The organism is Desulfovibrio oxyclinae DSM 11498 (assembly GCF_000375485.1).
Classification (GTDB): domain Bacteria; phylum Desulfobacterota; class Desulfovibrionia; order Desulfovibrionales; family Desulfovibrionaceae; genus Pseudodesulfovibrio; species Pseudodesulfovibrio oxyclinae.
Genome location: NZ_AQXE01000002.1, coordinates 201,829 through 226,107 on the forward strand (window position 1 = coordinate 201,829; position 24,279 = coordinate 226,107).

Below are 24,279 nucleotides of genomic sequence, written 5' to 3' on the forward strand. Positions count from 1 at the left end.
TTGCCGGGAGTGCCATACCGGCTAGCAAACGTAAGATAATGTAAATTTGGCTTTATTCACATTCCGTCCCCGTCAGCGGGGTTGCAGCTGGGACGCGGGTTTTGCGGCCGCATGAACCCGGCAGCTGCAACGCCGCTGACAACTCAGGGATTCCAAAGGGGGCCCGCCCCTTTGGCGGGGTGCAGGGGCAGCGCCCCTGCCCGTCGGAGACATAACGTGTTTCTGGTCGCCTGTGGTGCCGATTTACGCGTTTTTGTCGCTCCACGGTACTATGACGCGTGTGGCGATGCGGAAGAGCCAGTCGGTGGCGAGTCCGAGCAGTCCTATGATGATGAGTCCTGCGAAGATTCGGTCGATGGCGAGGAAGCGTTGTGCCCTGAGGATCATGTATCCGAGGCCGGAGTTTGCTGCCACGAGTTCGGCTACGACGAGGTAGGTCCATGCCCAGCCGACGGTTATGCGCAGGTCGTCCATGAGTCCGGGCAGTGCTCCGGGGATGAGGACGAGGCGATAGGTCTGTGATTTGGAGGCGCCGAGGGTGGCTGCGGCTTTTGAGAGATCCTTGGGGACGCCTGCTGTGGTATCGGCGACCATGAGCACGAGTTGGAAGAAGGTTCCGAGAAAGATGACCATGAATTTCTGGAAGTCGCCTATGCCGAAGTAGAGCAGGGTCAGGGGGACCAGTGCGACGACGGGCAGGTAGCGGGCGAATTCCATGAGGGGCTGGAAGAGGGCGGCGAGGCGTCGGCTGGTGGCGATGCCCATGCCGAGGGGCACGGCGGTGGCGACGGCCATGGCCCAGCCCACCATGACGCGGTAGGTGGAGTCCCATGCGTAGGTGATCAGGATGCCTTCGTTGTACATTTCGCCGAAGGCCTGAAAGACGCGGTGCGGTTTGGGGAGGAAGAGTTCCTTGACCGAACCGGTGTAGGCCACGGCGGCCCAGATACCTAAAATGACCAGGAACGAGGCCATGGTCAGCCCCGTTCCCGGTTTGATTTTATTGGATATGCGTTTGGCGAGGGCCATTACTCGGTGGCTTCCTTGATGTATTTGTCGGTGATGAGGGAGTCGGTGGCGAGTTCGCTGGAGATGATTCCCTTTTTCTGCCAGAACTTGCCGGCGCGTTCGGCGACTTCGTAGATATCGTTTTCGGTGTCGCGGTCGAAGAATTCGAGGTTGCCTTCGGCGCCGAAGAAGGTCACGCCGGAGGCCATGTCTGCGATGGCTTCTGCGGATTCGCCGAGGCCTTCGCCCATGATGGCGTTTCCTTCATCGGGGTTGGCGCGGTACCATTCAATGGCTTCGAACCATGCCTTGGTCATGCCCACAGCGGCTTCGGGATTTTCTTCGGCGAAGTCTTTGCGCATGACGAAGACGTCCACGATGGTGCGGGGGAATTCCTTGGAGGAAGCGAGCACGTGGCCGCCTTCGCGTTCGGAGGCCTTGGAGAGCCACGGTTCCCAGGACACGGCGGCGTCGAGGTTGCCGGCGACGAATGCGGCTCCGGCGTCGGATGCGCCCATTTCGTGGATGGTCACGGAGTCTTCGGGCACGCCTGCTTTCTGCAGGGCGGTGAGGAAGAAGAAATAGGATGTGGAGCTCTTGTCGAGGCCGATGGACTTGCCGCGAAGGTCGGCGAGAGAGTCGATGCCTTTGCCTGCGATGATGCCGTCACCGCCGGAGGATTCGTCCATGGCGAAGAGCACGGTTTCCGGGGTGCCTTTGGCAAAGTGGATGACTTCGCGGTCCAGGACGTTGCCCAGTGCGTCGATATTGCCGGATGCCATGGCGGCGGCGTACTGGGATTCGTCGTCGATGATCATGATATCGACGTCGAGGCCGTACTTGTCGAAAAAGCCTTTTTCCTGCGCGATGTAGAGGGGGGCGTAGCCTACCCATGTGGCGAAGGCCACGCGAACCTGGGTCTTGGAAGCCATCGCCGGGCCTGCGGCCAGCAGCAGACAGGCCGCGATAAGCAGCATGGTGCTCAGTCTTTTCATCGCTCACTCTCCTTTTTGATGACGAAATCGTAAATGTATAGCAACTGACCCGGTGGTAATTACTCATTCTTTTGCGAAATCGCAAGAGATTGGGTGCCGACTGGTGGGCATATCATGTACTTGGAGTTCGTGGGCAAACGTGATAAAGCGGCGCGACGACTTATCCAAGGAGAATACAAAGCGCCATGAGAGCAAAAACATATCTTGAAGAGGCTCTGAAGGGAGCCGTGGAAGGCAAGGGCTGGGAATGGCCCGAAAAGGCCGTCATCGAGCCGCCCAAGGACAAGCAATTCGGCGACATGTCCGCGAATGTGGCCATGATGCTTGCCAAGCAGGCTAAAAAGTCCCCGCGTGATATCGCAACGGACCTTGCTGATGCGCTTGGCGGTGATGCCAATATCGAAAAGGTGGACATCGCCGGTCCCGGTTTTCTGAATTTCACTTTCTCTCCGGATTTCTGGCGCGAAACCGTGAAGGTCGTTCGCGAGGCGGGCGAATCTTACGGAAACGTCGAGACCGGAAAAGGGACGAAGGTTCAGGTGGAGTACGTGTCCGCCAACCCCACCGGCCCGCTGCACATCGGGCACGGTCGCGGCGCGGCGCTGGGTGACAGCCTCGCGCGCATCCTTGAAAAGGCCGGGTACGACGTTGAATGCGAATACTACATCAACGACGCCGGGCGTCAGATGCTCATCCTCGGCGGCTCCATCCTGTATCGTGCCCGCCAGATAAAGGGCCTGAACCCAGCCGAGCCGGAAGATTTCTACAAGGGCGAATACATCACCGATATCGCCGGGCGCGTGCTGGAGAAGCACCCCGACCTCACCGAAATGGACGAGGCCGAAGCCGTGGAGATCTGCAAGATCTTCGGCAAGGACGAAATCCTTGAAGGCATCCAGCGTGACCTGCAGGCTTTCGGCGTGCGGCACGACGTGTGGTTCTCGGAAAAGAGCCTCGTGGATGACGGCATGGTTGATGAAACCTTCGGTGATCTTCGCGAGTCCGGTCTCGGATTCGATGAGGAAGGAGCCTTCTGGTTCCGCTCCACCCAGTTCGGCGACGACAAGGACCGAGTGCTGCGCAAGTCCAATGGTGACACCACCTATTTCGCCTCGGACATCGCTTACCACGACAACAAGTTCAAGCGCGGCTTCGATATGGTCATCGACATCTGGGGCGCGGACCATCACGGATACGTGCCGAGGATGCAGGCCGCCTGCGAAGCCATCGGCCGGAAGGGGCAACTCAGCGTCATTCTGGTGAACCTCGTGAACCTGCTGAAGAACGGTGAACCTGTGGCCATGAGCACCCGCGCGGGTCAGTTCGAAACGCTGGCCGACGTGGTTTCCGAGGTCGGCTCCGACGCTTCGCGGTTCATGTTCCTGTCCCGCAAGTCCGATTCACGGCTGGATTTCGACCTTGAGCTGGTCAAGCAGAAGACCATGGACAACCCGGTTTACTACGTCCAGTACGCCCATGCCCGCGTCTGTTCCATGAAGACCAAGGCCGAGGGTGAAGGGGTTTCCGTGGCCGAGCCTTCCGCGCAGTCGCTGTCACTCTTGGACACCGAGCAGGACATGGAACTGCTCAAGTGTCTGGACCAGTATCCCGACTACGTGGAGTCCGCCGCGCGTCAGCAGAGTCCGCATATAATCAGTATGTATCTGCAAGAACTTGCATCAACGCTTCACAGGTACTATACAAAAGTTCATGTCCTCTCGGCAGGTCCGGAAGTCGCCTCTGCGCGGCTCATGCTTCTTGACAGCGTGGCGAGCGTTTTGGCGAACGGCCTTTCTCTGCTCGGAGTGAATGCGCCCGAGCGAATGTAATCAACGAGGATAATCATGGCTGCAAACGGCAGAAAGGCAAGCAAACAGACACCCCGAATGCCCAAGGTTCCCAAGGAGCCCAAGGTCTGGAACCTCCGGCTGACGGTTCCCGGACTGATCTGCGGCATCGGGATATCCGGGCTTGCCCTGACCCTTTTCTTCATCCTCGGCCTGCTCGTCGGGCGAGGCTACCGTGTCGAGGAAAAGGTGCCCCGTCTTGCAGCCATGATGCCCGAACAGCCCGTTGCCGTGAGTGAACACGGGGCCAAGGCTGATAATGATGGGGATCGCGAGGTGCTCAAGCCGGAAGACTTGAGCTACCCCGAAAACCTTTCCAAAGCGCCAGCCAAGCCCAAGCCGAAAAAGCCCGAGAAACCCGAGCCTTCCGAAAAGAAGGTGGAGGAAAAGGCTGAAAAGAAAGCCGCTGAGAAAAGCGAGCCCGCCCAGCAGGAAAAGAACGCTGCCGTCACTGCCGGGGAAAACGTCTACGACTACGTGTATCAGGCCGCCTCGTTCCGAGATCGCGACATGGCCATGAAGCTGGCCGCGAAGATCAACAAGGCCCAACTGGTATCCCGGGTGGAAGCGTTCGAGACCAGCAGCGGCAACTGGTATCGGGTCATGGTGCTGCATCGCGGCACGCCGGAATCCACCGAGTCCATGAAGTCGGTTCTGGAAAAGTTCGGTATCAGCAAGCCTCTCATGAAGCAGAAGAAACCCGTCGCTGCCGACGGGTAGCTTCCGCGTCAATCGTCAGAATCAACCAAGTCCCGTCCCCGGAACCATCTGGCGTCCGGTCAGGGTGGTTTCGTAGCCGCCAAGTTTTCCTATCCGTTTCAGCAGGGCATCCGAACGAATGAGCTCCAGCAGGGTGGTCACGCGCGGATCGTCCATGAACCGGCTTGGGATCGCCAGATCGTAGCGTTCGCGCGCCAGCGGAACGAAGTCCAGATCGAGCGCCCGCGCCGCAGCCATGATTCCCATGCCGCAGTCCGCCGCGCCAGTGAGCACGTTCACGGCCACGGCCATGTGGGTGAACTCTTCGTTGTCGTACCCTTGCACGCTGTGAGGCGTGATCCCTTCCTTCTTCAAATGATGATCCAGCAGGATGCGGGTGCCCGCGCCGCGCTGACGGTTGATGAACGTCAGATCCTCGCGGGTCAGGCTTTCGATGCCCGTGATGCCCTTGGGGTTGCCTTTGGGCACGATGAGGCCCTGATGCCGGATGGCGAGGTTGATCACGCTCAGGTCCATGCCGGGAAGGTATTTTTCCAGAAAAGGAAAGTTGAAGTCCCCGCTTTCGGGATCGAACAGGTGGCAGCCCGCGAATAGGGCGGAGCCAGCCTTCAGGGCGTTGAGACCACCCATGCTGCCCACGTGCGCAGAGACCAGTCGCCATGGCTCGTCCATGCCCATGAGCTCGTCGGCGAGCACATCCAGAATGTTGTCGTGGCTGCCCACATGCACAAGTACGCGTTCGACTTCGTCGGGCGGCACCAGCAGGCGAGCGGAAACGGTTTCGCCCGCTTCCACGCCTTCCATGGTGGCGGGGATGGTGGTGTAGCCCTGCGCCTTGGTCAGGGTGGTGATCATCCCGGCTCCGCGGCCCAACGGCGTGGCGACGATGCGGTCGTCCACGCGGCCCATGGCGAGGCGCACCACTTCCTCCATGCCCGGCTTGCTCGGCAGCTTGCGGGTGAGCACGGCTTCGGTTTCGGGGCGACGGGGAGCGGGGCGGCGTTCCATCCACGCGGCCAGCGGCCCGAGCAGTTCCTCGTAACAGACGGCCGCGCTGACGGGATAGCCCGGGGCACCCACAAGGAGCCTGCCGGGATATCCGGAGGCTTCTCCCGAAACAGCCAGCAGGGTCGGCTTGCCGGGCATGACGTTGATGCCGTGCACCAGCACGTTGCCCAACTCCTCGAACACCGCCCGCGTGAAGTCCTTACTGCCTGCCGAGGATCCGGCTCCCACCACCACGATGTTGCAGCCTTGGGCCAGTGCGTCGATGACCGCTTTCTTGAGGCTGGTCCGGTCATCGGGGACCACTGGGACGCTTTCGGCTTCGAGGCCCCACTCGCGGGCGAGGGAGACGAATACCTGCGAGTTGGACTCGATGACCTGTCCGGCCCGGGGAGCGGGGCACTTGGAGAAGTCGAGCACTTCGTCGCCGGTTGGGATGAAGCGGGCAGCGACCCTGCCGCGCACTTCCAACTCGTAAATGCCTGCGGAGAGCAGGGCGCCCACGTCGTACGGCGTGAGCAGCCTGCCCTGCGGAATGAGCAGCTCGGTGGAGACGATGTCCTCGCCGATGCGCCGGACGTGCTGCCACGGTGCGGCAGGGGCTTCAATCTCCACGGTGTCGTCATCCACCTGCACCACGTTTTCCACCATGATGACCGCGTTGCGGTTCTCCGGCAGCGGATTGCCCGTGTTGACGGGCTGGTAGCCGTCGCCTCGGGTGAGCCTCACCGGTTCGTCCTCACGGGCCGGGAAGGTGTCCTCGGCCCGGACGGCGATGCCGTCCATGGCGGCGGCGTGAAAGGTGGGCGACGAGCAGCGCGCGTAGACGGCTTTTGCCGTGACGCGTCCGGCCGCCTCGTGTGCGGGGATGGTCTCGGCGGGGCAGAGAGTGTCCCGGTCGAGGCTGTTCTTGGCACGCTCAAGCGCTTCGGGCACCGGCGTGGTGGTCAGGTAGATGTTGCGGCCCATGGCGTCCTCCCCGGACGGTTATTCGTGCTTGAACTCGCCGTTTTCGTAGATGAGCACCTCGGAGCCGTCTTCCAGCTCGGCGGTGACGGTCTTGGGCTCGGTGTTCACCAGATCCCAGTGCAGCGCGGAGTCGTTGAAGCCGAGCTGCTTCTTGAGGTTCTGATCCAGCTCGGATTGATCACCCGCGTAGGTGTCGGCATAGGAAGCGCCCACGGCAACGTGGCAGTTGCCGTAATCGCCGCCGAAGTTCTCGTCGAACAGCGTGTTGGCCATGAACTTGCCGATGCGCGAGAAGCGGCGGTCGGTCAGGGAAAACTCGCCAAGCTGCGGCGCGCCTTCATCCATGGCGAGCTGCTTGGCCACGAACTCCGCGCCTTCCTCGGCGTCGGATTCGACAACGCGGCCGTCCTTGAAGGTCAGGCGCACGCCCTTGACGTAGTTGCCGGAGCGGAAAGAGGGCTGGTCGGCGTAGTAGACGCCTTCCGTGCCGTGCCAGTCGGGGGAGGTGAAAATCTCGAAGCTGGGCAGGTTGTGCCCGGACACGCCGAGCCAGCGGCGTTTTTCACCGGGCGTCACCACGAGGTCTGTGCTTTCGGATTTGACCCGGATGCGGCGGATGGGCAGCTCGTTGAGCCACTGTTTCACCTTCAGGGTCTGCTCGAAGATCACGTTCCATTCGGCCTCGGGGTCTTCCTTGTCGAGGAAGCAGGCGTTGACGATTTCCTGCTTGTATTCATCAAGGCTCATGGATGCAGAGTCGGCCAGCGCCTGCGTGGGATACATGCAAAGGGTCCATGCGAAATCGCCGGACTGTTCGCGGCCTTCCATGATCTCCCGCAGGAATTTGCGGGACACGGCGGCCTTGCCCAGCCGTGCCGGATCGACATCCTTGAGATGGGTGAGGGAGGCCGGGGCGATGAGGGAGATAACGCCGTTGAGGTTTTCCATCAGCGGCTTGTCGCCAGGAGGGACGGTCTCGATCTGCCGGTCGTCGCCCTTGCCGTAGAAGCTCTTTTCCATTTCGGTGGAGAGGTTGGCGCGGGGGACGGGAATCACTCCCTTGTCCATGAGCAGGTCGAACATGGCTTCGGCCAGCGGCAGGGCGTCGAGATCGTAGCGCAGCATGACCATGTCGCCTCTTTCGTAAGGACGGGTGCGTGCGGTTTCCAGCCCCCACCAGAGGGTCTGGGCATATTTCTTGAGTTCTTCCGGGGTGAACATTGAATAACTCCGTGTTGAATGATTCTTAGGTCGTCCGGGCAAGATAGACTACCGCGCACGGGAGTTCAACAGGGCTTTCACAGTTTGGTCGCCATGAGCCTTTGAAAACGGGCGTCGGTGCTTGACAGGGCCGGGGGTTGGGGCTATTGGCAAAACTCGATTCCGACACAAAGTGCGCGCCGCCCGAAACCCTGCGCAAGGGGTTTTGTGTTGCGCGCCCGGAAGCGTAATGCTAAGGGATGCTCCTGCAATGCGCCACCGCACGGCGGTGAGCGTTGCGGATCAAGAAAAATACTCATTTTGGAGGAAATCATGGGTTACAGGATTACTATCGACGTTGAGAAGTGCACCGGCGACGGTGAATGTGTGGACGTCTGCCCCACCGAAGTGTACGAACTTCAGGACGGCAAGGCCGTTGCCGTGAATGAAGAAGAATGCCTCGGCTGCGAATCCTGCGTGGAAGTCTGCGAGCAGGACGCCATCGTCATCGAGGAAGACTAACCCTCGTTTCGTACGCAAACTGCCGGGGGAGGCTCAGGCCGTCCCCGGCAGTATATTTGCGCCCGACAAGCCACATGCCGCCCGTACGGCAGGGACAACGCCCTCCGGGGCGGTTTTTTTTACTCGGGGCCGGGGTTGACGATATGCCTCAACGACTTATTTCATTGGTCAAATCTCAGACCGACACGCCGTAGAAGACACCTCGGCGGCCCAAGGAGCGAAATACATGGCTTTGGATTTCACCCAGTTTTTTGAACGGTATGAAGAACTCGTGTCCGAGGTGGACGCCGTCTTCAACAAATTCGAAACCGATTTTCCGGAGCAGGTGCGCTGTGAGAAGGGCTGCAGCGACTGCTGCTATGCCCTCTTCGACCTCTCCCTCGTTGAAGCGCTCTACGTCAATCACCACTTCCGGGAACGTTTTGCCGGACTGGAGCGCAATGACATCATGGAACGCGCCGCAGACATTGATCGCCAGCTCTTCCGCCTCAAGCGGGAGCTGTGGAAGGCGAGTCAGGCGGGCAAATCCACCGAAGAAATTTTCGAGACCGTCGCGCGCACCCGTATGCGCTGTCCCATGCTCGGAGAGGGAGACCTCTGCGTGATGTACGACAAGCGCCCCATCACCTGCCGTCTCTACGGCGTGCCCACGGCCATCGAAGGCAAGGGGCACACCTGCGCAAAGTCCGGATTCAAGGGCGGCGAGAAGTATCCCACCGTTCACGTGGACATGATCCACGAGCGCCTCATGGACATCAGCCGCGACATCGCGGAGCATCTCGGCTCCAAGTACAAGGCCATTCACGAGATGTTGGTGCCTCTTTCCATGGCGCTGGTTACGGATTACAATGAGGATTACCTCGGCGTGCGCAAGCCCGGCGATGACGCCAAGCCGGAAGCCGCCGCACCCGCGCCGCAGCCTCAGGCATCCGGAGCGTCCATCCCCAAGATGGAGGACGCACCCTCCGAGGCCTGCAACACCTGTGACTCGGACAAGTCGCTCTGCGCCAGCTGCAAGGAGAACTCCTTCTCCATCGTGCTCGGCGGCGACGACGAATAGGGGGACCCCATGATTCAGGAAGCGACCCTCACGCCCGAAGAGCGCGAAGAGCAAAAGCGGCTCATGTACGACAAGATGTCGCCGAGGCGACGCAAGTTCGTGGACCGCATCGGCTTCGACAAGTGGGACCCGTTCGAAAAGCCGTTCGACCCCATCGACCTGCGCACGGACGCCACCGGTCACACGGCGCATCAGCTTACGCACCTGTTCTTGCGCGACAAGGGTGCACAGCTCAATCAGGAATTCGTGGACGCGATCAACGAATTCAACGTCATGCTGGTCATGAACTTCGAGAAGGTTCGACCCATATACGAGTATTGCCTCTGGTACGAGGAACTGACCCGCAAGCGCGGCATCAAGCCATAACTTCAAGGACGGGAACATGCAGAAATTCGATAATCTCGACGATTACATCGCCGACCTCAAGGCCAAGCTGGAAAAGAACGCCGGCTGTGCCAATACCATGTACAATCTGGGCGTGGCCCTGCTCTCCAAGCGTGAGTTCATGGATGCCGAACGCTACTTCCTCGACTGCGTGGCGGAATCCCCGCGCATGGCCGAGGCCTACGTGCAGCTCGGCGGCATCGCCCTGCAGCGCGGCGACCTCGACGGTTGCCTGAACTACAACATTCAGGCCACCAAGGTTCGTCCCTTCTTCGCCGTGCCCTGGGGCAATGTAGGCTACATCCAGCTCGAAAAGGGCGAAGTGGACAAGGCCATCCAGACGTTCAAGCGCGCCCTGAAGTACGATCCCGAATTCGTGCAGGTGCTGGCTACCCTCGGTAGCGCCTACATCGCCATCGGCGACTATGAAGAAGCCGAAAAGAATCTCGACAAGTGCCTGCAACTCAACGAGAAATTCGGACCGGCCTGGAACAACCTCGCCATTGTCAACGTGCATCACGGCGAGTGGAAGAAGGCCAAGGACTGCCTCGACAAGGCCGCCGAAACCGGATTCGAACCGCCCGAAGATCTTCGGAAGGAAGTCGAGTCCAACCTGTAACCCGCCGGAAGTCCCGGCGGAAGGAAGGGAATACATGTCCCGTTTCCGCCAGACGAAGAAATCGGTCAGGGAGATTCTCGCCTCTCGCGAATGGGAGTCGAGACTCGAAGAATTGAACCAGTGGGCCCCCGGACAGCTGGTGGGCCCGCTGTTTTCGCTCCGCCTCGACAGGGATCAGGACGTGCGTTGGCGCACGGCCAGAGCCTTCGGGCTGGTGGCAAAGCGCATGGCGGACGCAGGCATGGAAAAGGCCCGCGTGCTCATGCGAACCTTCATGTGGTACATGAACGAGGAGTCTGGAAACCTCGGCTGGGGCGTTCCCGAAGCCATGGCCGAGGCCATGGTGCAGGACGAACGTCTGGCTGACGAATTCGCCTCAATTCTCGCCTCGTACATCTTCTGCGACGATGAGTGCGACGGCAACTACCTTGATCACCCCGAATTGCGACGCGGCGTCTTCTGGGCGCTTGGCAGACTGTCTCAGGAGCGACCCAAGTACGTGCGTCCCCATGCGCGGTTCCTCGTGCCCGCCCTGAGTGACGCGGATGCCTCGAATCGGGGCCTCGCGGCCTGGACGCTGGGCATTCTCCAATACGAGGAAGCCCGTGAAGCACTGGGGATGCTCACCGAAGACGCGGGACAGCTGCAACTTTTCCGCAACGGTCAGGTTGAAGACTGCACCGTCGGCGGCCTCGCCCTCGAAGCCATGCAGCGCATGGAGTGATCTTCACGAAATACTGAAAATGAAGGGCGGGACTTCGGTTCCGCCTTTTTTTATGCCGATTCCGGAAGTTGACATCTTTTTTGTGGGCGAAACCGACCCGATCCCGGGCGGTAGTCATGCGACTTGCCCATCGCTTCGTTCTCAATTAGCCTTCGCGAATGATTTTACATGTGCTTGTGAGGGATCTCCTCATTTTTGTGGTCGGGGTGTGGTTTTTCGAGTTCTGGCTGGATGTCAGGCTGCCGGATGAAAACAACCTGCTGCTGTTTTTCGTGGCCATTCCCATCATCTGGGCGACCATGATGCAGATGTGGACGGCCATCAGCTACAGGGAGCAGAAAAGCAGGGCGCTGTACTGGGCATGTCACATGCTGGGCGTGCTGCTGCTGAGCTGCTCCGTCTTTCTTATCAGCGCGGTGCTGAACACCATCGAGACTTCTCTGGATCCCACAGGCAACATTCTCTTCCATGGCGTGGGCTGGTCGGCCATTCTGAGCATCATTTTCTATGATGTGGTGGATATCGCACGCATGGAGCATGCCGACAGGGACTGACCTGCATACACGGTCATGCTCCGGTGCAGCCGATGCGTTGTGAAATCGGCGGGGTCCGGGGTGTCACAAGGTGACGGGGCCGGGCGATCCGGGTGCATGGCTATTTCCAGACGGGAGCTTCGCTGAGCAGCGCTTCGGCCTCGGCGTGGGGCAGGGGCTTGGAGAAGTAGTATCCCTGTCCGTATTCGCAGCCCAGCGCCTTGAGCACATTGAGCTGCGACTCTTCCTCGACACCTTCTGCGATGACGCTCTTGCCGAGGCTGTGTGCCAGCGACACGATGGTTCGCACGATTTCCATGTTCTCGCGTTTCTGCTCCATATCCCCGACAAACGACTGGTCGATCTTCAGGAAATGGAAAGGGAAGCGGTGTAGATGCGAGAGTGAGGAGTAGCCCGTGCCGAAGTCGTCGATGGAAAGGTGGAACGCGCGGTTCTCGAATTCTTTCAGGACGGCCAGCGCGTAGTCCATGTTTTCCATGATGCCGCTTTCCGTGACTTCGATCTTGATGAGCTCCGGCCGGATCCCGGAACGATCAATGATGTCACTGAGGCGCGTGACAATGCCCTCGGTCTTCATCTGCTCCACGGAGAGGTTCACGCTCATGGAAAGGTTGTTGAACGCGGGATAGCGTTCCTGCCAGATGCGAAGCTGCCGCGCGGATGCTTCGAGCATGAATTCGCCCATGGGCACGATGAGCCCGGTCTCCTCGGCGAGGGGAATGAATGCGCCCGGCGGGACGAGTCCGTCGGTGGGGTGCTCCCAGCGGATGAGCGCCTCGAAGCCGTGCACGCGACCGGATCGCAGGTCGATGATCGGCTGGTAGTAGGGGACGAATTCCCCGTTCTCCACGGCTTTGGTGAGATCGGTTTCCAGCTTGAGCCGTTCGGAGGCGTCGCGGTGCATGTCTTCATCAAAAACAACTGACCGGGCGCGGCCGCGCGCCTTGGCGCGGTACATGGCGGTTTCGGCGTCGCGCAGCAGTTCGCCCGCGGAAGAGAATGACCCCGGTCCGGTAACGATGCCGATGCTGGCGGTGAGAAAAATTTCCTGCCCGTCCACGTCGAACGGGTCCGTGAGGGCGTCGCGGATTTCCTCGGCAATGGACAGGGATTCCTCCGCCGACTGGAGCGTCGGAAGCAGCAGCGTGAATTCATCTCCGCCAAGACGGGCGAGGGTGTCTTCCGGGCGGATGATCTGTCCAACTCGCCATGCAAAGGCCATGAGCATGGAGTCGCCCGCGGCGTGGCCGAGAGAGTCGTTGACCGCCTTGAAATTATCCACGTCCAGGAAAAGCACGGCAAACGGCTGTCCGTTCTTGCGTGCACGGCGCATGGTCTGCCCCACGCGGTCAATGAACAGGGCCTTGTTGGGCAGGCCGGTCAGGCTGTCGTGGAAGGCGTCGTGCAGCAGCTGGTCTTCAGCCTGCTTGCGCTGCGTGATGTCCGAGGCATAGATGTGCACCGTATTCTGTTCGGGGAGCGGATGGTACGTCCATGAAAGGATGCGGTCTCCGGCAGTGCTTTCAACGCCTATGCGGTTCTCGCCGGTGCGGATGCAGCGTGCGACCATGTCCCGATGATTTTCGGGCAGCAAGCGATTGATGTCGCCGCCGATTTCACGGGTCAAGTCCTGAGCGGTGGGGTTGGCGTACACCACTTCCGCCTCGGGGCCCACGGAGATGACCGGTTCAGGGGATTCGCGCGGGAAGGCGGCCAGCCGGGATATCTCCTGCTGCTGTTCGCGAATTTCCGTCAGGTCCACGACCACGGCGAAAGCACCGATGGTCTCTCCGTCGAGCGCATGCAGGGGGGAAACGTCGTATCGCACGAAGACGCGATTTCCGCGGGCCGAAACCGTATCCAGATGCAGGTTCTGGAAAGGGCGGTCTTCGACCATGGCCCGACCGGCGATGGTGCTTTTGGCAGGGTCCCCGTAAAAGAACTCGGCCAGATGCATGCCGAAGTAATCGTCGGGGTCGCCCTCGCGTTCATACAGGTCCAGATAGGCGCGGTTTACATAGGTCAGGCGCTCATCCGTATCCACGGCGAGGCATGGGACGGAAATGGCTTCAAGAATGCCGTTCAGGTGCCCGATCTTGTGCTTGAGTTCCGTGACCATCTTGACCGCGTCAGAGGTAAGACGGCGCATCCCCGGGCCCATGGGGCTGTAGTCGGGCTGGGCATCGTAATCGCCGCCTGCAACGCGGTGGGTGTAGTCAACTGCGTGACGAATGCCCATGGTGATGCCTCTGGCGGTTCTGGCGAGAAAAGCCAGGGCGAACAGGGTCGCGAGGGCGCTCAGACCGGCCCCGGCGAATCGCCAGCGCTGATAGGATTCGATGCGTTTTTGAATGAGGCGGTCCATTTCATCCATGGCCCGCGAGAGTAGCTGGACGCTGCCTCGACGGACCTCGCGCGCCTGCCTGGCCAGAGTGTCCCAGACGGGATCGCCCTGTTGCCAGCGTTCAAGCTCGAACGTGAGGAGTTCAACCTGTCTCTGATATTCCGCGAGCTGCTCTGCATAAATACCGCTCAAGGAAACGCTTTTCCCGTAATAGAGCGGGTCGGCCTCAATGGCGGCTCTGGAGCGCCTTTGCAGATCCTGAGTGCGAGCCGTGCGCAACAGCAGGCTCTCATCGAGCAGCGAGCGGGAAAGGGAAACCTTGGCCCCTGCCATGGCTCTGTGAGCAAGATACTCCACCTTTCCGGCAAAGGCCGTGTTGTGGGGCAGTGTCGGGATGGTGGCCCATGCGAGCATGGCGCTGTCCAGCGCGGGGTCGAGGTTAAGGCGGCTGCAGTTCGCCGCCTTCTCGAAAAGTGCCAATAGTTCTTTGATGACGCCATCCAGCCCGTCGGGACTGTTGTGGATGTAATTCTGCCATGCACTGCGGATGTCTGTTGTCGCAGGGCAGCCTGAAGAATTGCGGAACGAGGTGAAAATGGGTGCGGAGAGTTTGTTTTCCAGTTGGTCGATGTGATGCTGGACCTCCATCTGAAGCGGAGGAATCTCGCGGGTAGCCTCGGTGTCTCCGCGTTTGGCGCGTCCGTGCAATGTCAGAAGCCGCTGGGTGATGCCGAGGGTTTGCAGGGTCTCCCGGATCGCGTCGGTGCCGGCGAGTTCGGACCGGGCGATATTCACGTCGTGGCGGAAGTTGAGTTCCATGAACACCGAAAGGACCACGATTGGCAGCATGAAGATCAGAGCCGCAAGGGCCAGACGACGTGGAGTGGAAAGGGTGGTGGGCTTGCGGGGCCCTCTGATCGAAATTGCCATTGGGGAACTCTGCCTCATGGCACGCGGGCTGTCCAGCGGTTGCTTTGAATGATGGCGCATGGTTGCGCCCTTTGGTAAGGAAAAATGAAAAAAGGTAAAATTCCTGCTTGACAATCGAAGGGGTGCTGTATAGAAATTCGTCCTCGTCAACGACGAAGGCGCGTAGCTCAGGGGGAGAGCACTTGCTTGACACGCAAGGGGTCAGCAGTTCAAATCTGCTCGTGCCTACCAGAAAATCAAAGAGGGAGGCCACGCCTCCCTCTTATTTTTTTATGTGTATCAAAACGCCTCGGGAGGAGGACTGCCATGCAGATCGAAGTGGCCGGCAAGCCGGTGGAAGTCGCAGAGGGCGCTTCTTGCGGCGAGGTTCTGAAAGAGAGCCTTTCCAAGAAGCAGTTCAAGAACGTCGTCGTGGCAAGGTGCGGCGAAACCCTGCTGGACCTTTCCACTACCGTGCCCACCGACTGCACCACCCTTGAGCCGGTGACCGCCGACTCTCCCGAAGGGCTGGATGTCATCCGCCATTCCACCGCCCACCTCATGGCCGAGGCCGTGAAGAAGCTGTTCCCCACCGCCAAAGTGACCATCGGTCCCGCTGTGGACAACGGCTTTTACTACGACTTTGACTACGAGCGTCCGTTCACCCCGGAAGACCTGGAAGCCATCGAGAAAGAGATGCAGCGCTCCGTTGGCTCGGATCAGGAGTTTTCCTGTCGTGTCGTTCCGGCCGAGCAGGCCCGCTCGGAGTTCAAGGAGCAGGGCGAGGACTACAAGCTCGAACTCATCGACGAGCTGGGCGAGGACAACTATTCCATATATCAGCACGGTGAATTCACCGACCTGTGCCGCGGTCCGCACGTGCCGCGCACCGGTATGCTCAAGGCCTTCAAGCTGCTCAGCGTGGCGGGCGCCTATTGGCGCGGCGACGAGAACAACAAGCAGTTGCAGCGCATCTACGGCACCGCCTGGGGCAACCCCAAGGAGCTCAAGAAGTACCTGCACCAGCTTGAGGAAGCCAAGAAGCGCGACCACCGCAAGCTCGGCACCCAGCTGGACCTGTTCAGCTTTCAGGAAGCCGGCGGCGCGGGCATGGTCTACTGGCACCCCAAGGGAGCGCTGGTCCGGACCATCCTCGAAGATTTCGTGACCAAGGAACAGATCAAGCGCGGCTACGAGCTGGTGCGTGGACCGCAGATCCTCAAGCGCGAGCTCTGGGAGACTTCTGGCCACTACGAGAACTACCGTGAAAATATGTATTTCACGGAGATCGACGAGCAGGCTTACGGTGTCAAGCCAATGAACTGCCTCGCGCACATGCTCATCTACAATCGCAAGCTCATGAGCTACCGCGATCTGCCGCAGCGTTATTTCGAGCTGGGCGTGGTGCACCGCCACGAGAAGTCCGGTGTGTTGCACGGCCTGCTTCGCGTGCGCTCCTTCACACAGGATGACGCACACATTCTGTGCCGTCCCGACCAGCTTCAGGACGAAATCAAGGGCGTCATCAAATGGGTTCAGGACCTCATGGGCCTGTTCGGTTTCTCCTACTCCATGGAAATCAGCACCCGTCCCGAGAAGTCCATTGGTTCGGACGAGGACTGGAACCGCGCCATCGACGCGCTCAAGGAAGCCATGGAGGCCGTCGGGCTTCCGTACGAAATCAACGAAGGCGACGGTGCTTTCTACGGTCCCAAGATCGATGTGAAAGTTACCGACTGCCTTGGACGCGAATGGCAGTGTTCCACCATTCAGGTGGACTTCACCCTGCCCGAGCGTTTCGACCTGACATACATCGGGGACGACGGCGAAAAGCATCGCCCCGTCATGGTTCACCGTGCCATCATGGGGTCGGTGGAGCGATTCCTGGGGATTCTGATCGAACATTATGCCGGAGCGTTCCCGGTCTGGTTTGCTCCTGTGCAGGCCAAGATACTGAACGTTACCGACGATCAGAAGGAATTTGCGGAAAAAGTCTTGCAATTCTTCCGGGAAAAAGGCATCCGCATCGAAGCGGATCTTCGGAATGAGAAGCTTGGTTACAAGGTTCGCGAGGCTCAACTCGAGAAGATCCCGTACATGTTTGTCATTGGGGACAAGGAAGTTGAAGCCGGATGCGTCAATGTTCGCATGAGGGGCGGCGATGACCCCGGGCTGCTTTCGCTTGAGGAAGCGGCTGCTCTCATCAAGGACGCATCTGAGGAACCATTCAAAAATGGAGGGATGAGCTATAGCTTTTAAGCGTAATGACCGCGGTCGCGGCAGGAGAGATGAAGGCCCCCGGCGCAATGAGCGTATTCGGATTCCCAAAATCATGGTTATTGATGAAAAGGGAACGCAGCTCGGGGTGTTGGAAACCCGTACCGCTTTGGCTCAGGCCAAGGAACGCGGGCTCGATCTTGTGGAAGTGGCTCCCAATGCAGACCCGCCGGTCTGTAAGTTCATGGATTACGGGAAGTTCCTCTACCAGCAGAAGAAACGTCTGCAGGAAGCCAAGAAGAACCAGAGCGTCATCCAGATCAAGGAAGTCAAGTTTCGTCCCAAGACCGACGACCACGACTACAATACGAAGCTCAAGCACATCCGCAAGTTCCTTGAGGGTGGAGACCGCTGCAAAGTGACCATATTTTTCCGGGGTCGCGAAATCGTCCATAAGGACCGCGGCCTCATGGTGCTGGAAAGAGTGCAGCAGGACACCGAGGATATCGCCAAGGTTGAAAGCAAGCCGACGAGCGAAGGTCGTACCATGACCATGATGCTCGCGCCGGTGAAGCGCTAGGCGAAGATATTCGGGGCTCGCTCGGTCCGGTTAACATACAGGAGGATCATAATGCCCAAGATCAAAACCAGACGCGCCGCCGCCAAACGGTTCAGCCAGACCGGCAGTGGCAAGTTCAAGCGTCGCCGCAAGAACCTGAGGCACATTCTTACCAAAAAGAATGCGAAGAGGCGTCGTCGCCTCGGCCAGTCCACCACCGTGGACAAGACCAACGAAAAGGCCGTACGCCGCCAGCTGCCCAACGGCTAGCAGGCACCGTATCCGCCCTGCCGGGGGGAGCTGCTCCCGACCCGGAGGGTACTAAGCGATGGAGGTATCCAAATGAGAGTGAAACGCGGAGTGCCCGCACACAAGCGGCACAAGAAATATCTGAAGATGGCCAAGGGCTACCGTGGCGCAGGCTCCCGCCTGTACCGCACCGCGCGCGAGCGTGTTGAAAAGGCCCTTACCAACGCCTACCGCGACCGCAAGCGTAAAAAGCGCGAGTTCCGCAAACTGTGGATCATGCGCATCAACGCTGCCGCGCGTCTGCACGGCCTTTCCTACAGCCGTTTCATGAATGGCCTTTCCAAGGCCGGAATCGAGCTGAACCGTAAAGTCCTGGCCGACATGGCCGTTCGCGACAAAGAAGCGTTCGCGAAGATCGCCGAGGCCGCCAAAGCACAGGTTGGCTAACCGTGAATGAAGATCTGAAGACCTTTGTCGAAGGTCTCGAAAGCCTGGCCCTCGAGTGCGAAGCACGCAAGGGTCAGGCTTGTTCGTTGAAGGAACTGGAAGAACTGCGCGTCGAATACCTCGGCCGCAAGGGCAAGCTGGCCGCCAACATGGGCGTGCTCGGCAAACTCTCCAACGACCTCAAGCCCGAGGCTGGCCGCAAGGCCAACGAGGTCAAGGAGCGCATCGCCGGAATGCTGGAGCAGTGGCAGGCCGAACTGCAGGCCGCCGAAGCCGCGGAAAAGCTCAAGCGCTTCGACCCTTCCATGCCCGGACGCAAGCCCTGGGCCGGTTCGCTTCACCCCGTGACGTTGGTCATGGACGAGATCTGCGACATCCTCACCGGACTCGGCTTCGAGCACGCAAGTGGCCCGGAAGTCGAGAACGACTGGCATAATTTCGAGGCGCTGAACATTCCGCCCGAGCACCCCGCGCGCGACATGCAGGACACCCTGTACGTGTCTGAGAGCATTGTTCTCCGCACGCACACCTCGCCCATGCAGGTGCGCAGCATGCTTGGCAGAAAGCCTCCCGTGGCCGTCATCGCCCCGGGCAAGGTGTATCGCCGCGACTCGGACCTGACCCACACTCCCATGTTCCACCAGATTGAGGGACTCCTCGTGGATCGCGGCGTGAGCATGTCCGACCTGCGCGGCACGCTGACCGCCTTTGTGCGGCAGCTGTTCGGCACCGGGACCGAGGTGCGTTTCCGTCCCAGCTTCTTCCCCTTCACCGAACCCAGCGCCGAGGTGGACATCTCCTGCGTCATGTGCGGCGGCAAGGGAAGCAACAAGGACGGCAGCACCTGTCGCGTCTGCAAGGGCACCGGCTGGGTCGAGATTCTCGGCTGCGGCATGGTTGACCCCAACGTCTTCAAATCCGTGGGCTACGATCCCGAGGAATTCACGGGATTCGCCTTCGGGCTGGGAATCGAACGCGTGGCCATGCTGAAATACGGCATCGGCGACCTGCGCATGTTCTTCGAGAACGACGTCCGGTTCCTGGAACAGTTCGCCTAGCGAGAGACTATCAGTCGCGGCCCGGTCCTGCCCACCCGGGCGTCCGGGCCGCGCTTTCATTTTTGCAATATTTCAAGGCTCTACGGTGTAGCTATGCTTGTCAGTTTCAATTGGTTGCGTGAGTTCGTGCCCTTCGAGGGCGAGGCTCAGGAGTTGGGTGATCGCCTGACCATGCTCGGTCTCGAACTGGATTCCATCGAGGACCCGTTCGAGTCGATCAAGGATATAGTTGTCGGCCATGTGGTGGAGTGCGCAAAGCACCCCGAGGCCGACAAACTCTCGGTCTGCACGGTGGATCTCGGCGACGAGACCGTGGACATCGTCTGCGGCGCCCCCAACGTGGGCAAGGGACAGCTCGTTCCCGTCGCCAAGGTCGGCACCACCCTGCCCGACGGCCTCAAGATCAAGAAGGCCAAGCTGCGCGGCGTCAAGTCGTTCGGCATGATCTGCTCCGAGCGGGAGCTCGGGCTTTCCGACGATCACGAAGGCATCTGGGTGCTGCCGGAGAACCTCAAAGTCGGCGCCAAGCTCGTGGACGAACTCAACCTTGAGCGCACCGTCCTCGACTTCGACATCACGCCCAACCGCGCCGACTGCCTCTCCATCCTCGGATTTGCCCGTGAAACCGCGCTGGCGTTCGACCTGCCGCTGACCATGCCCAAGCTGGATCTTAAGGAAGCCGGCGGCAATGCGGCTGACGAGGTCAAAATCCTTATCGACGACCCCGAGCTCTGCCCCCTCTATCAGGCGCGTGTGCTCAATAACGTCACTGTGGGCAAGTCCCCGGACTGGATGCGTTTCCGCCTGTTCTCCGTGGGACAGCGTCCCATCGGCAACATCGTGGACGTGACCAACTACATTCTTTTCGAACTGGGCCAGCCTCTGCACGCCTTTGATCTGAACCGCATAGAGGACGCCACCATCCGCGTGGCGCCGGCCGAAGACGGCATGCGCTTCACCACCCTCGACGGTCAGGAGCGCAAGCTGCTCTCCAGCGACCTGCTCATCTGGGACGGCAAGAAGCCGGTGGCGCTCGCGGGCGTCATGGGCGGGCTCAACTCCGAGATGCAAAATGACAGCACCAACGTGCTGCTCGAATCCGCGGTCTTCCGCCCCGGCACCATCCGCAAGACAGCCCGCAGGCTGGCCCTGCCCAGTGACGCGTCCTATCGTTTCGAACGCGGCGTGGATCAGGTCATGAACTCGTTCGCCATGAACCGCGCGGCGCAGCTTATGTCCGAAGTGGCAGGCGGGACCGTCATGTCCGGTGTGGCAAAGAACGAGCCCAAACCGTGGCAGGACCGTACCCTCGGATACCGTCACGACAAGTGCATGTCCCTGCTCGGGCTGGATCTTGATCAGGATTTCGCCAAGAAGGTCTTCACCCTTGAAGGCTGCAAGGTGGACGACTCCGATTCCGCGAATTGGAAGGTGGACACGCCATCCCATCGCCTGGACCTTGAACGCGAGGTGGATCTGTACGAAGAGGTCGGCCGTGTCTACGGGCTGGACCGCATTGAGGCCAAGCTGCCGCGCGTGGCCAAGAGCCTTGAAGGCACCGTCACCGCCGAGACGGAATACGGTTTCGTCAAGGGCCTGAAGTACTGGGGCATGGGCGTGGGGCTGAATGAAGCCATCAACTACAGCTTTGTTGGCGGCGAAGATCTCGACCGCCTGAACCTGCCCGAGGAAGGCCGCGTGCCCATCGCCAACCCGCTCTCCGAGGATCAGAACGTCATGCGTTCGGACCTCGCTCCGGGGTTGCTGAACACGCTCAAGCACAACCTGGCGCAGGGCAATACGCACATCCGCGTATTCGAGGTGGCCCGCAAGTTCACTGCCGACAGCGAATCCGACACGCAGACGCGAGAGAATCTGCGCCTCGGCATCCTGCTGTACGGCGCCCGTCACGCCAATGAATGGCCGTGGCCCGCAGAGGACGCGGATTACCTCGATCTCAAGGGACATGTGGAGCACCTGCTGGACAACCATTTCAAGCTGCCCGCCTGCTGCTTCTCCCTCGTTGAGAATCACGCCTACCTCGAACCTTGCGTGGACGTGCGCGTGTGCGATCGTTCCGTTGGATTCATGGGCCGCGTCAAGGACGACATCGCGGACTTCTACCATGCACGCAAGGACGTCTGGCTGGCGGACGTCGATGCTCAGGCGCTGCGTGAGCTTCGCGACGAGCACGTCATCAAGTTCAACGAACTGCCCAAGTTCCCGCCGAGCCGTCGCGACGTGACCCTCGTCTGTCCCATGGACCTCAATGCGGGCACTGTGGTGGACACCATCAACGAGATGAAGCTGCCGCTGCTGGAATCCGTGGAACTTGTGGCCGAATTCATCCCCGAGGGCGAAGATCGCCGCAACCTGTCCTTCCGCCTGACCTACCGTCACGCGAACAAGACCCTCAAGGACAAGGAAGTGGACAAACAGCACAAACGCCTCGTGGACGAACTGGTCGAGAAGCTTCCGGTCAGCGTCTAGGGTTCCGATCCATATCAATACAAAAGACCCCGCCGAAGCGGGGTCTTTTGTTATCCTATGCGAAAGTGCGTGCTTGTTTATTTGGCGACTGTCTCGGCGTCGGATGCATTGTCTTCGGGATCTGGATCATCCGGCATGGCCACTCTGACGTAATCGACCACGTCTGTGATGCCGGCAATGTCGTGAGCCTTGCCGAGTGCCGCGCGTTTATCCTCTTCGGACCTGACCAGACCGGTCACCACGGCCGTGCCCCCGAACACGTTTCCGTGAACGCGTTGTCCTTCTGCCGAGGATATACGTTTCAGTGCAGACTGGAGGCGGCGCGTGCGGTCACGGTCCTGGATGGTATTTTCCGATGGAGGGAAGAAACGGCAGGTGAGGCGTTTCAGCCCCTGCACGGAGCTGGCAATGCGTATGGCGCTGTCAGCCCATTCCCTGTCCGGAGCCGGGCCGGTCAGGTAGCCGTGTGCGTTGTAGACGTGAACCGTCAGCCCGAGGTAGCCGTTCATGCGCAGCCGCTCGCGGATGCGCCGTTGGAGCGTTTCGTCGATGCAGCCATAGTTGCTGTTGAAGTCCACGCGGCCCTTGGGTGCGTGCTCGTCCACCAGCACCGCGACGTCGTACCCGGTCTTTCCCATGCCGGCCACTTGCAGCGCGGGTGCGGCGCAGGCGGTGAGGATGCAGACGGTCAGCAGGGCGAGCAGTCTTGACATGGCGGACATCGCTACCTCGTACAGCGGTTATGGCGTTATGAGGATCAGTTCATTTCCGGGCTGTCCTTGAGGAACAGCAGATATCGTTGTCCGGAGATCATCTGCCTGTCCACAGGCAAAAGGAATTCCGGTTTCGGGTCGATCTCTTCCCAGTGCTTCACGCGAATGATGAGCGCGGCCTTGTCATTGGCTTCCAGCTCCGCCTCAATCGTCTCCCAGTTGTGGGACTCGAAGAGTTCTTGCTCGGAATAATAGGAGAAGATGCCCGAATAGATTTTGTAAGCCATGGGCTCATAGCCGCGCTCGGCATAGTCCTTGAGGATCAGCGCCTGCCGCTTGGGACTGAGGGCTTTGTCCAGCGACGGGGCCATAAGGGTCCCCACGGGCAGCAGCCAGAGGGTGACCACGAGCGGCATGAGCAACAATCCCGGTTTCCAGCCTCTGTCCGCGACATACCAGAGCGCGCCGGCAGCCGCCAGCAGGACGCTCCCGGCGATGCCCGCGCCCCTGAGCTGGGTCGGGAGCGGGAACAGGTCGCCGCCGAAAAGCAGGGCTGCGCCGAGCAGGGCAAACAGGCCGGCCGATGCCAGCCAGACGCGCCGGACTCTGTCGGACGACCAGCGCGAAAGAGCGTCCGCCGTGATGATCGCCAAGGGCGGGAACATGGGCAGGATGTAGATCAGCACCTTGCCGGAAAGCGACGAGAGAAACACGAAGATGCTTACGGCCATGATCCAGCTGTAGGTCAGATGCCCGGCGCGCTTGCGTCCTTGCCAGATGTTCGTCCAGAACGATTCCTTGAGCAGTTTGCGGAAGGGGACCCCGGCAAGCGTCAGCGTCCACGGGAGCCATGCGGCCGGAAGGGCGATGAAGTAGTATTCCCAGCCTTCCTTGTGATGGAAGGTGTTGGTGGCGCGCTTGAGCACGTGCTTGCCCAGCACCTGATCGAAAAGGTAGTCGAAACCGCCCATGACCCAGACCACGCCGCCCAGCCACAGGGCCAGCATCCCGATCATGGCGCCGAATCCGATGAGCGTGTTGCGGTGGAGGAAGCGTTTCAGGTTGCCGTTCCAGAGCAGGAAGACAAGCGTGGTCAGCACCGGGAACAGGAATCCGAGCGGCCCCTTAATGAGCGTTGCCACGCCCGCGAGCAGGAAGCCCCACACGGGCCAAAGCCCCGGCCGGTCCGTGGCGTATGCCTTGAAGAACGCGGCGTGCGAGGCGAGAATGAAGGCCCCGAACAGCAGGTCCATGCGCGAATAGTGGAACAGCGCGCACAGGAACAGTGAGCTGAGAAGAATCAGTGCGCTGCCGAGGCTGGTGCCGCGTCCTGCGCCGATGGTTCTCGCCAGCAGGTACCCTGCATATACGAAAAGCAAACCGGACAGGGCCGAGCCGATGAAGAACACCGTAGGCATGTCCGCCGGGGTGAGCTTGTCGATGACCCAAAGGAACCAGAAATATACCGGTGGCTTGTCGGGATACGGTTGGCCGTTGAGCGCCAGCACGAGCCAGTCGCCCTTTACCGCGAGGTTGCGGTAGGCGTCAGCATAGCGGACCTCGTCGGAGAACCACAGGGCGCGGTTGTTGAGCGAATGAAAGGTCTGGGCAAGGACCGTGAGGGTCATGACCAGCCAGGGATGGCGTTCGCAGGCGTTCCAGATGCGTGCGGTCAGTTCTTTCATG

General features: G+C 60.3%; 21 protein-coding genes and 1 tRNA gene. 15 read left to right on the plus strand and 7 right to left on the minus strand.

Translation table 11 applies throughout. The features are described 5' to 3' along the window. Positions 1–243: 243 nt before the first annotated feature. On the minus strand, positions 244–1,029 hold the full coding sequence (locus B149_RS0103605; RefSeq protein ID WP_018123800.1) for an ABC transporter permease: 786 nt from the start codon (positions 1,027–1,029) through the stop codon (positions 244–246). Continuing rightward, positions 1,029–2,003 (minus strand): ABC transporter substrate-binding protein, encoded by a 975-nt coding sequence (locus tag B149_RS0103610; RefSeq protein WP_018123801.1) that lies wholly within the window; start codon positions 2,001–2,003, stop codon positions 1,029–1,031. The genes B149_RS0103605 and B149_RS0103610 overlap by 1 nt, the downstream gene beginning before the upstream one ends. 185 nt (positions 2,004–2,188) lie before the next feature. On the opposite strand from B149_RS0103610, the gene argS reads away from it, so the two are divergent. Together argS and B149_RS0103620 are read left to right on the plus strand one after the other, a co-directional pair. Further along, positions 2,189–3,832, plus strand: a complete 1,644-nt coding sequence (gene argS / locus B149_RS0103615; RefSeq protein ID WP_018123802.1) for an arginine--tRNA ligase — start codon at positions 2,189–2,191, stop codon at positions 3,830–3,832. Positions 3,833–3,847: 15 nt separating this feature from the next. Then, a complete protein-coding gene (locus B149_RS0103620) occupies positions 3,848–4,570 on the plus strand; it encodes an SPOR domain-containing protein (RefSeq protein ID WP_018123803.1) in 723 nt (240 codons plus the stop codon). Positions 4,571–4,591: 21 nt separating this feature from the next. Here B149_RS0103620 and B149_RS0103625 read toward each other — a convergent pair whose 3' ends face one another. Both B149_RS0103625 and B149_RS0103630 read right to left on the minus strand, forming a co-directional pair. Next, a complete protein-coding gene (locus tag B149_RS0103625) occupies positions 4,592–6,544 on the minus strand; it encodes a molybdopterin biosynthesis protein (RefSeq protein WP_018123804.1) in 1,953 nt (650 codons plus the stop codon). An 18-nt stretch (positions 6,545–6,562) separates the two neighbouring features. Further along, positions 6,563–7,765 carry an aminopeptidase gene (locus tag B149_RS0103630; RefSeq protein ID WP_018123805.1) on the minus strand — a complete coding sequence of 401 codons (1,203 nt, stop codon included), beginning with the start codon at positions 7,763–7,765 and terminating at the stop codon, positions 6,563–6,565. A 312-nt stretch (positions 7,766–8,077) separates the two neighbouring features. Between B149_RS0103630 and B149_RS0103635 the strand changes: the two genes are divergently transcribed. The 6 genes from B149_RS0103635 to B149_RS0103660 all read left to right on the plus strand — a co-directional run bounded on the left by B149_RS0103635 (position 8,078) and on the right by B149_RS0103660 (position 11,607). Further along, positions 8,078–8,266, plus strand: coding sequence for a ferredoxin (locus B149_RS0103635; RefSeq protein ID WP_018123806.1), 189 nt, complete (start codon positions 8,078–8,080; stop codon positions 8,264–8,266). Between the two features lie 226 nt (positions 8,267–8,492). Next, on the plus strand, positions 8,493–9,326 hold the full coding sequence (locus B149_RS0103640; protein WP_018123807.1) for a YkgJ family cysteine cluster protein: 834 nt from the start codon (positions 8,493–8,495) through the stop codon (positions 9,324–9,326). A gap of 9 nt (positions 9,327–9,335) precedes the next feature. Then, the gene (locus B149_RS0103645) at positions 9,336–9,692 is read left to right on the plus strand and encodes a hypothetical protein (RefSeq protein WP_018123808.1); all 357 of its coding nucleotides are present in this window, start codon (positions 9,336–9,338) and stop codon (positions 9,690–9,692) included. A 16-nt stretch (positions 9,693–9,708) separates the two neighbouring features. After that, positions 9,709–10,329, plus strand: a complete 621-nt coding sequence (locus B149_RS0103650; protein WP_018123809.1) for a tetratricopeptide repeat protein — start codon at positions 9,709–9,711, stop codon at positions 10,327–10,329. Between the two features lie 34 nt (positions 10,330–10,363). After that, on the plus strand, positions 10,364–11,053 hold the full coding sequence (locus B149_RS0103655; protein ID WP_018123810.1) for a DVU0298 family protein: 690 nt from the start codon (positions 10,364–10,366) through the stop codon (positions 11,051–11,053). Positions 11,054–11,259: 206 nt separating this feature from the next. After that, positions 11,260–11,607, plus strand: a complete 348-nt coding sequence (locus B149_RS0103660) for a hypothetical protein (protein ID WP_245533186.1) — start codon at positions 11,260–11,262, stop codon at positions 11,605–11,607. Positions 11,608–11,707: 100 nt separating this feature from the next. Here the strand turns inward: B149_RS0103660 and B149_RS17750 are convergent, their stop codons facing one another. Next, a complete protein-coding gene (locus B149_RS17750) occupies positions 11,708–14,881 on the minus strand; it encodes a putative bifunctional diguanylate cyclase/phosphodiesterase (RefSeq protein ID WP_018123812.1) in 3,174 nt (1,057 codons plus the stop codon). Between the two features lie 156 nt (positions 14,882–15,037). Between B149_RS17750 and B149_RS0103670 the strand changes: the two genes are divergently transcribed. From B149_RS0103670 to pheT, 7 genes are all read left to right on the plus strand, one after another. After that, a tRNA-Val gene (locus tag B149_RS0103670) sits at positions 15,038–15,112 on the plus strand. A 75-nt stretch (positions 15,113–15,187) separates the two neighbouring features. Further along, complete coding sequence (gene thrS, locus B149_RS0103675) at positions 15,188–17,119, plus strand: threonine--tRNA ligase (protein ID WP_018123813.1); 1,932 nt, start codon at positions 15,188–15,190, stop codon at positions 17,117–17,119. Next, positions 17,109–17,657: a translation initiation factor IF-3 gene (infC, locus tag B149_RS0103680; protein WP_083909142.1), complete on the plus strand. Its 549-nt coding sequence runs from the start codon at positions 17,109–17,111 to the stop codon at positions 17,655–17,657. Before thrS ends, infC begins: the two co-directional genes overlap by 11 nt. A 51-nt stretch (positions 17,658–17,708) precedes the next feature. Beyond that, positions 17,709–17,906, plus strand: a complete 198-nt coding sequence (rpmI, locus tag B149_RS0103685) for a 50S ribosomal protein L35 (protein ID WP_018123815.1) — start codon at positions 17,709–17,711, stop codon at positions 17,904–17,906. 72 nt (positions 17,907–17,978) lie between these two features. Beyond that, on the plus strand, positions 17,979–18,332 hold the full coding sequence (gene rplT / locus B149_RS0103690) for a 50S ribosomal protein L20 (RefSeq protein WP_018123816.1): 354 nt from the start codon (positions 17,979–17,981) through the stop codon (positions 18,330–18,332). Between the two features lie 2 nt (positions 18,333–18,334). Then, positions 18,335–19,390, plus strand: a complete 1,056-nt coding sequence (gene pheS / locus B149_RS0103695) for a phenylalanine--tRNA ligase subunit alpha (protein ID WP_018123817.1) — start codon at positions 18,335–18,337, stop codon at positions 19,388–19,390. Positions 19,391–19,483: 93 nt separating this feature from the next. Then, complete coding sequence (pheT, locus tag B149_RS0103700) at positions 19,484–21,880, plus strand: phenylalanine--tRNA ligase subunit beta (protein ID WP_018123818.1); 2,397 nt, start codon at positions 19,484–19,486, stop codon at positions 21,878–21,880. A gap of 77 nt (positions 21,881–21,957) precedes the next feature. On the opposite strand, the gene B149_RS0103705 is transcribed toward pheT, so the two are convergent. Further along, complete coding sequence (locus B149_RS0103705; protein WP_169332899.1) at positions 21,958–22,593, minus strand: BON domain-containing protein; 636 nt, start codon at positions 22,591–22,593, stop codon at positions 21,958–21,960. A gap of 44 nt (positions 22,594–22,637) precedes the next feature. Further along, entirely contained in the window at positions 22,638–24,278 is a 1,641-nt protein-coding gene (locus tag B149_RS0103710; RefSeq protein WP_018123820.1) for an ArnT family glycosyltransferase, read from the minus strand. Position 24,279 lies beyond the last annotated feature (1 nt).

What these genes read in the sequence shown, in the direction of transcription:
- B149_RS0103610 (WP_018123801.1), bottom strand. Translation starts at nt 2,003, where the DNA reads ATGAAAAGACTGAGCACCATGCTGCTTATCGCGGCCTGTCTGCTGCTG.
- rpmI (WP_018123815.1), top strand. Translation starts at nt 17,709, where the DNA reads ATGCCCAAGATCAAAACCAGACGCGCCGCCGCCAAACGGTTCAGCCAG.
- B149_RS0103705 (WP_169332899.1), bottom strand. Translation starts at nt 22,593, where the DNA reads ATGTCAAGACTGCTCGCCCTGCTGACCGTCTGCATCCTCACCGCCTGC.
- B149_RS0103645 (WP_018123808.1), top strand. Translation starts at nt 9,336, where the DNA reads ATGATTCAGGAAGCGACCCTCACGCCCGAAGAGCGCGAAGAGCAAAAG.
- rplT (WP_018123816.1), top strand. Translation starts at nt 17,979, where the DNA reads ATGAGAGTGAAACGCGGAGTGCCCGCACACAAGCGGCACAAGAAATAT.
- B149_RS0103710 (WP_018123820.1), bottom strand. Translation starts at nt 24,278, where the DNA reads ATGAAAGAACTGACCGCACGCATCTGGAACGCCTGCGAACGCCATCCC.
- pheT (WP_018123818.1), top strand. Translation starts at nt 19,484, where the DNA reads ATGCTTGTCAGTTTCAATTGGTTGCGTGAGTTCGTGCCCTTCGAGGGC.
- thrS (WP_018123813.1), top strand. Translation starts at nt 15,188, where the DNA reads ATGCAGATCGAAGTGGCCGGCAAGCCGGTGGAAGTCGCAGAGGGCGCT.
- B149_RS0103655 (WP_018123810.1), top strand. Translation starts at nt 10,364, where the DNA reads ATGTCCCGTTTCCGCCAGACGAAGAAATCGGTCAGGGAGATTCTCGCC.
- B149_RS0103630 (WP_018123805.1), bottom strand. Translation starts at nt 7,765, where the DNA reads ATGTTCACCCCGGAAGAACTCAAGAAATATGCCCAGACCCTCTGGTGG.
- B149_RS0103640 (WP_018123807.1), top strand. Translation starts at nt 8,493, where the DNA reads ATGGCTTTGGATTTCACCCAGTTTTTTGAACGGTATGAAGAACTCGTG.
- B149_RS17750 (WP_018123812.1), bottom strand. Translation starts at nt 14,881, where the DNA reads ATGGCAATTTCGATCAGAGGGCCCCGCAAGCCCACCACCCTTTCCACT.
- B149_RS0103635 (WP_018123806.1), top strand. Translation starts at nt 8,078, where the DNA reads ATGGGTTACAGGATTACTATCGACGTTGAGAAGTGCACCGGCGACGGT.
- B149_RS0103625 (WP_018123804.1), bottom strand. Translation starts at nt 6,544, where the DNA reads ATGGGCCGCAACATCTACCTGACCACCACGCCGGTGCCCGAAGCGCTT.
- B149_RS0103620 (WP_018123803.1), top strand. Translation starts at nt 3,848, where the DNA reads ATGGCTGCAAACGGCAGAAAGGCAAGCAAACAGACACCCCGAATGCCC.
- argS (WP_018123802.1), top strand. Translation starts at nt 2,189, where the DNA reads ATGAGAGCAAAAACATATCTTGAAGAGGCTCTGAAGGGAGCCGTGGAA.
- B149_RS0103650 (WP_018123809.1), top strand. Translation starts at nt 9,709, where the DNA reads ATGCAGAAATTCGATAATCTCGACGATTACATCGCCGACCTCAAGGCC.
- B149_RS0103605 (WP_018123800.1), bottom strand. Translation starts at nt 1,029, where the DNA reads ATGGCCCTCGCCAAACGCATATCCAATAAAATCAAACCGGGAACGGGG.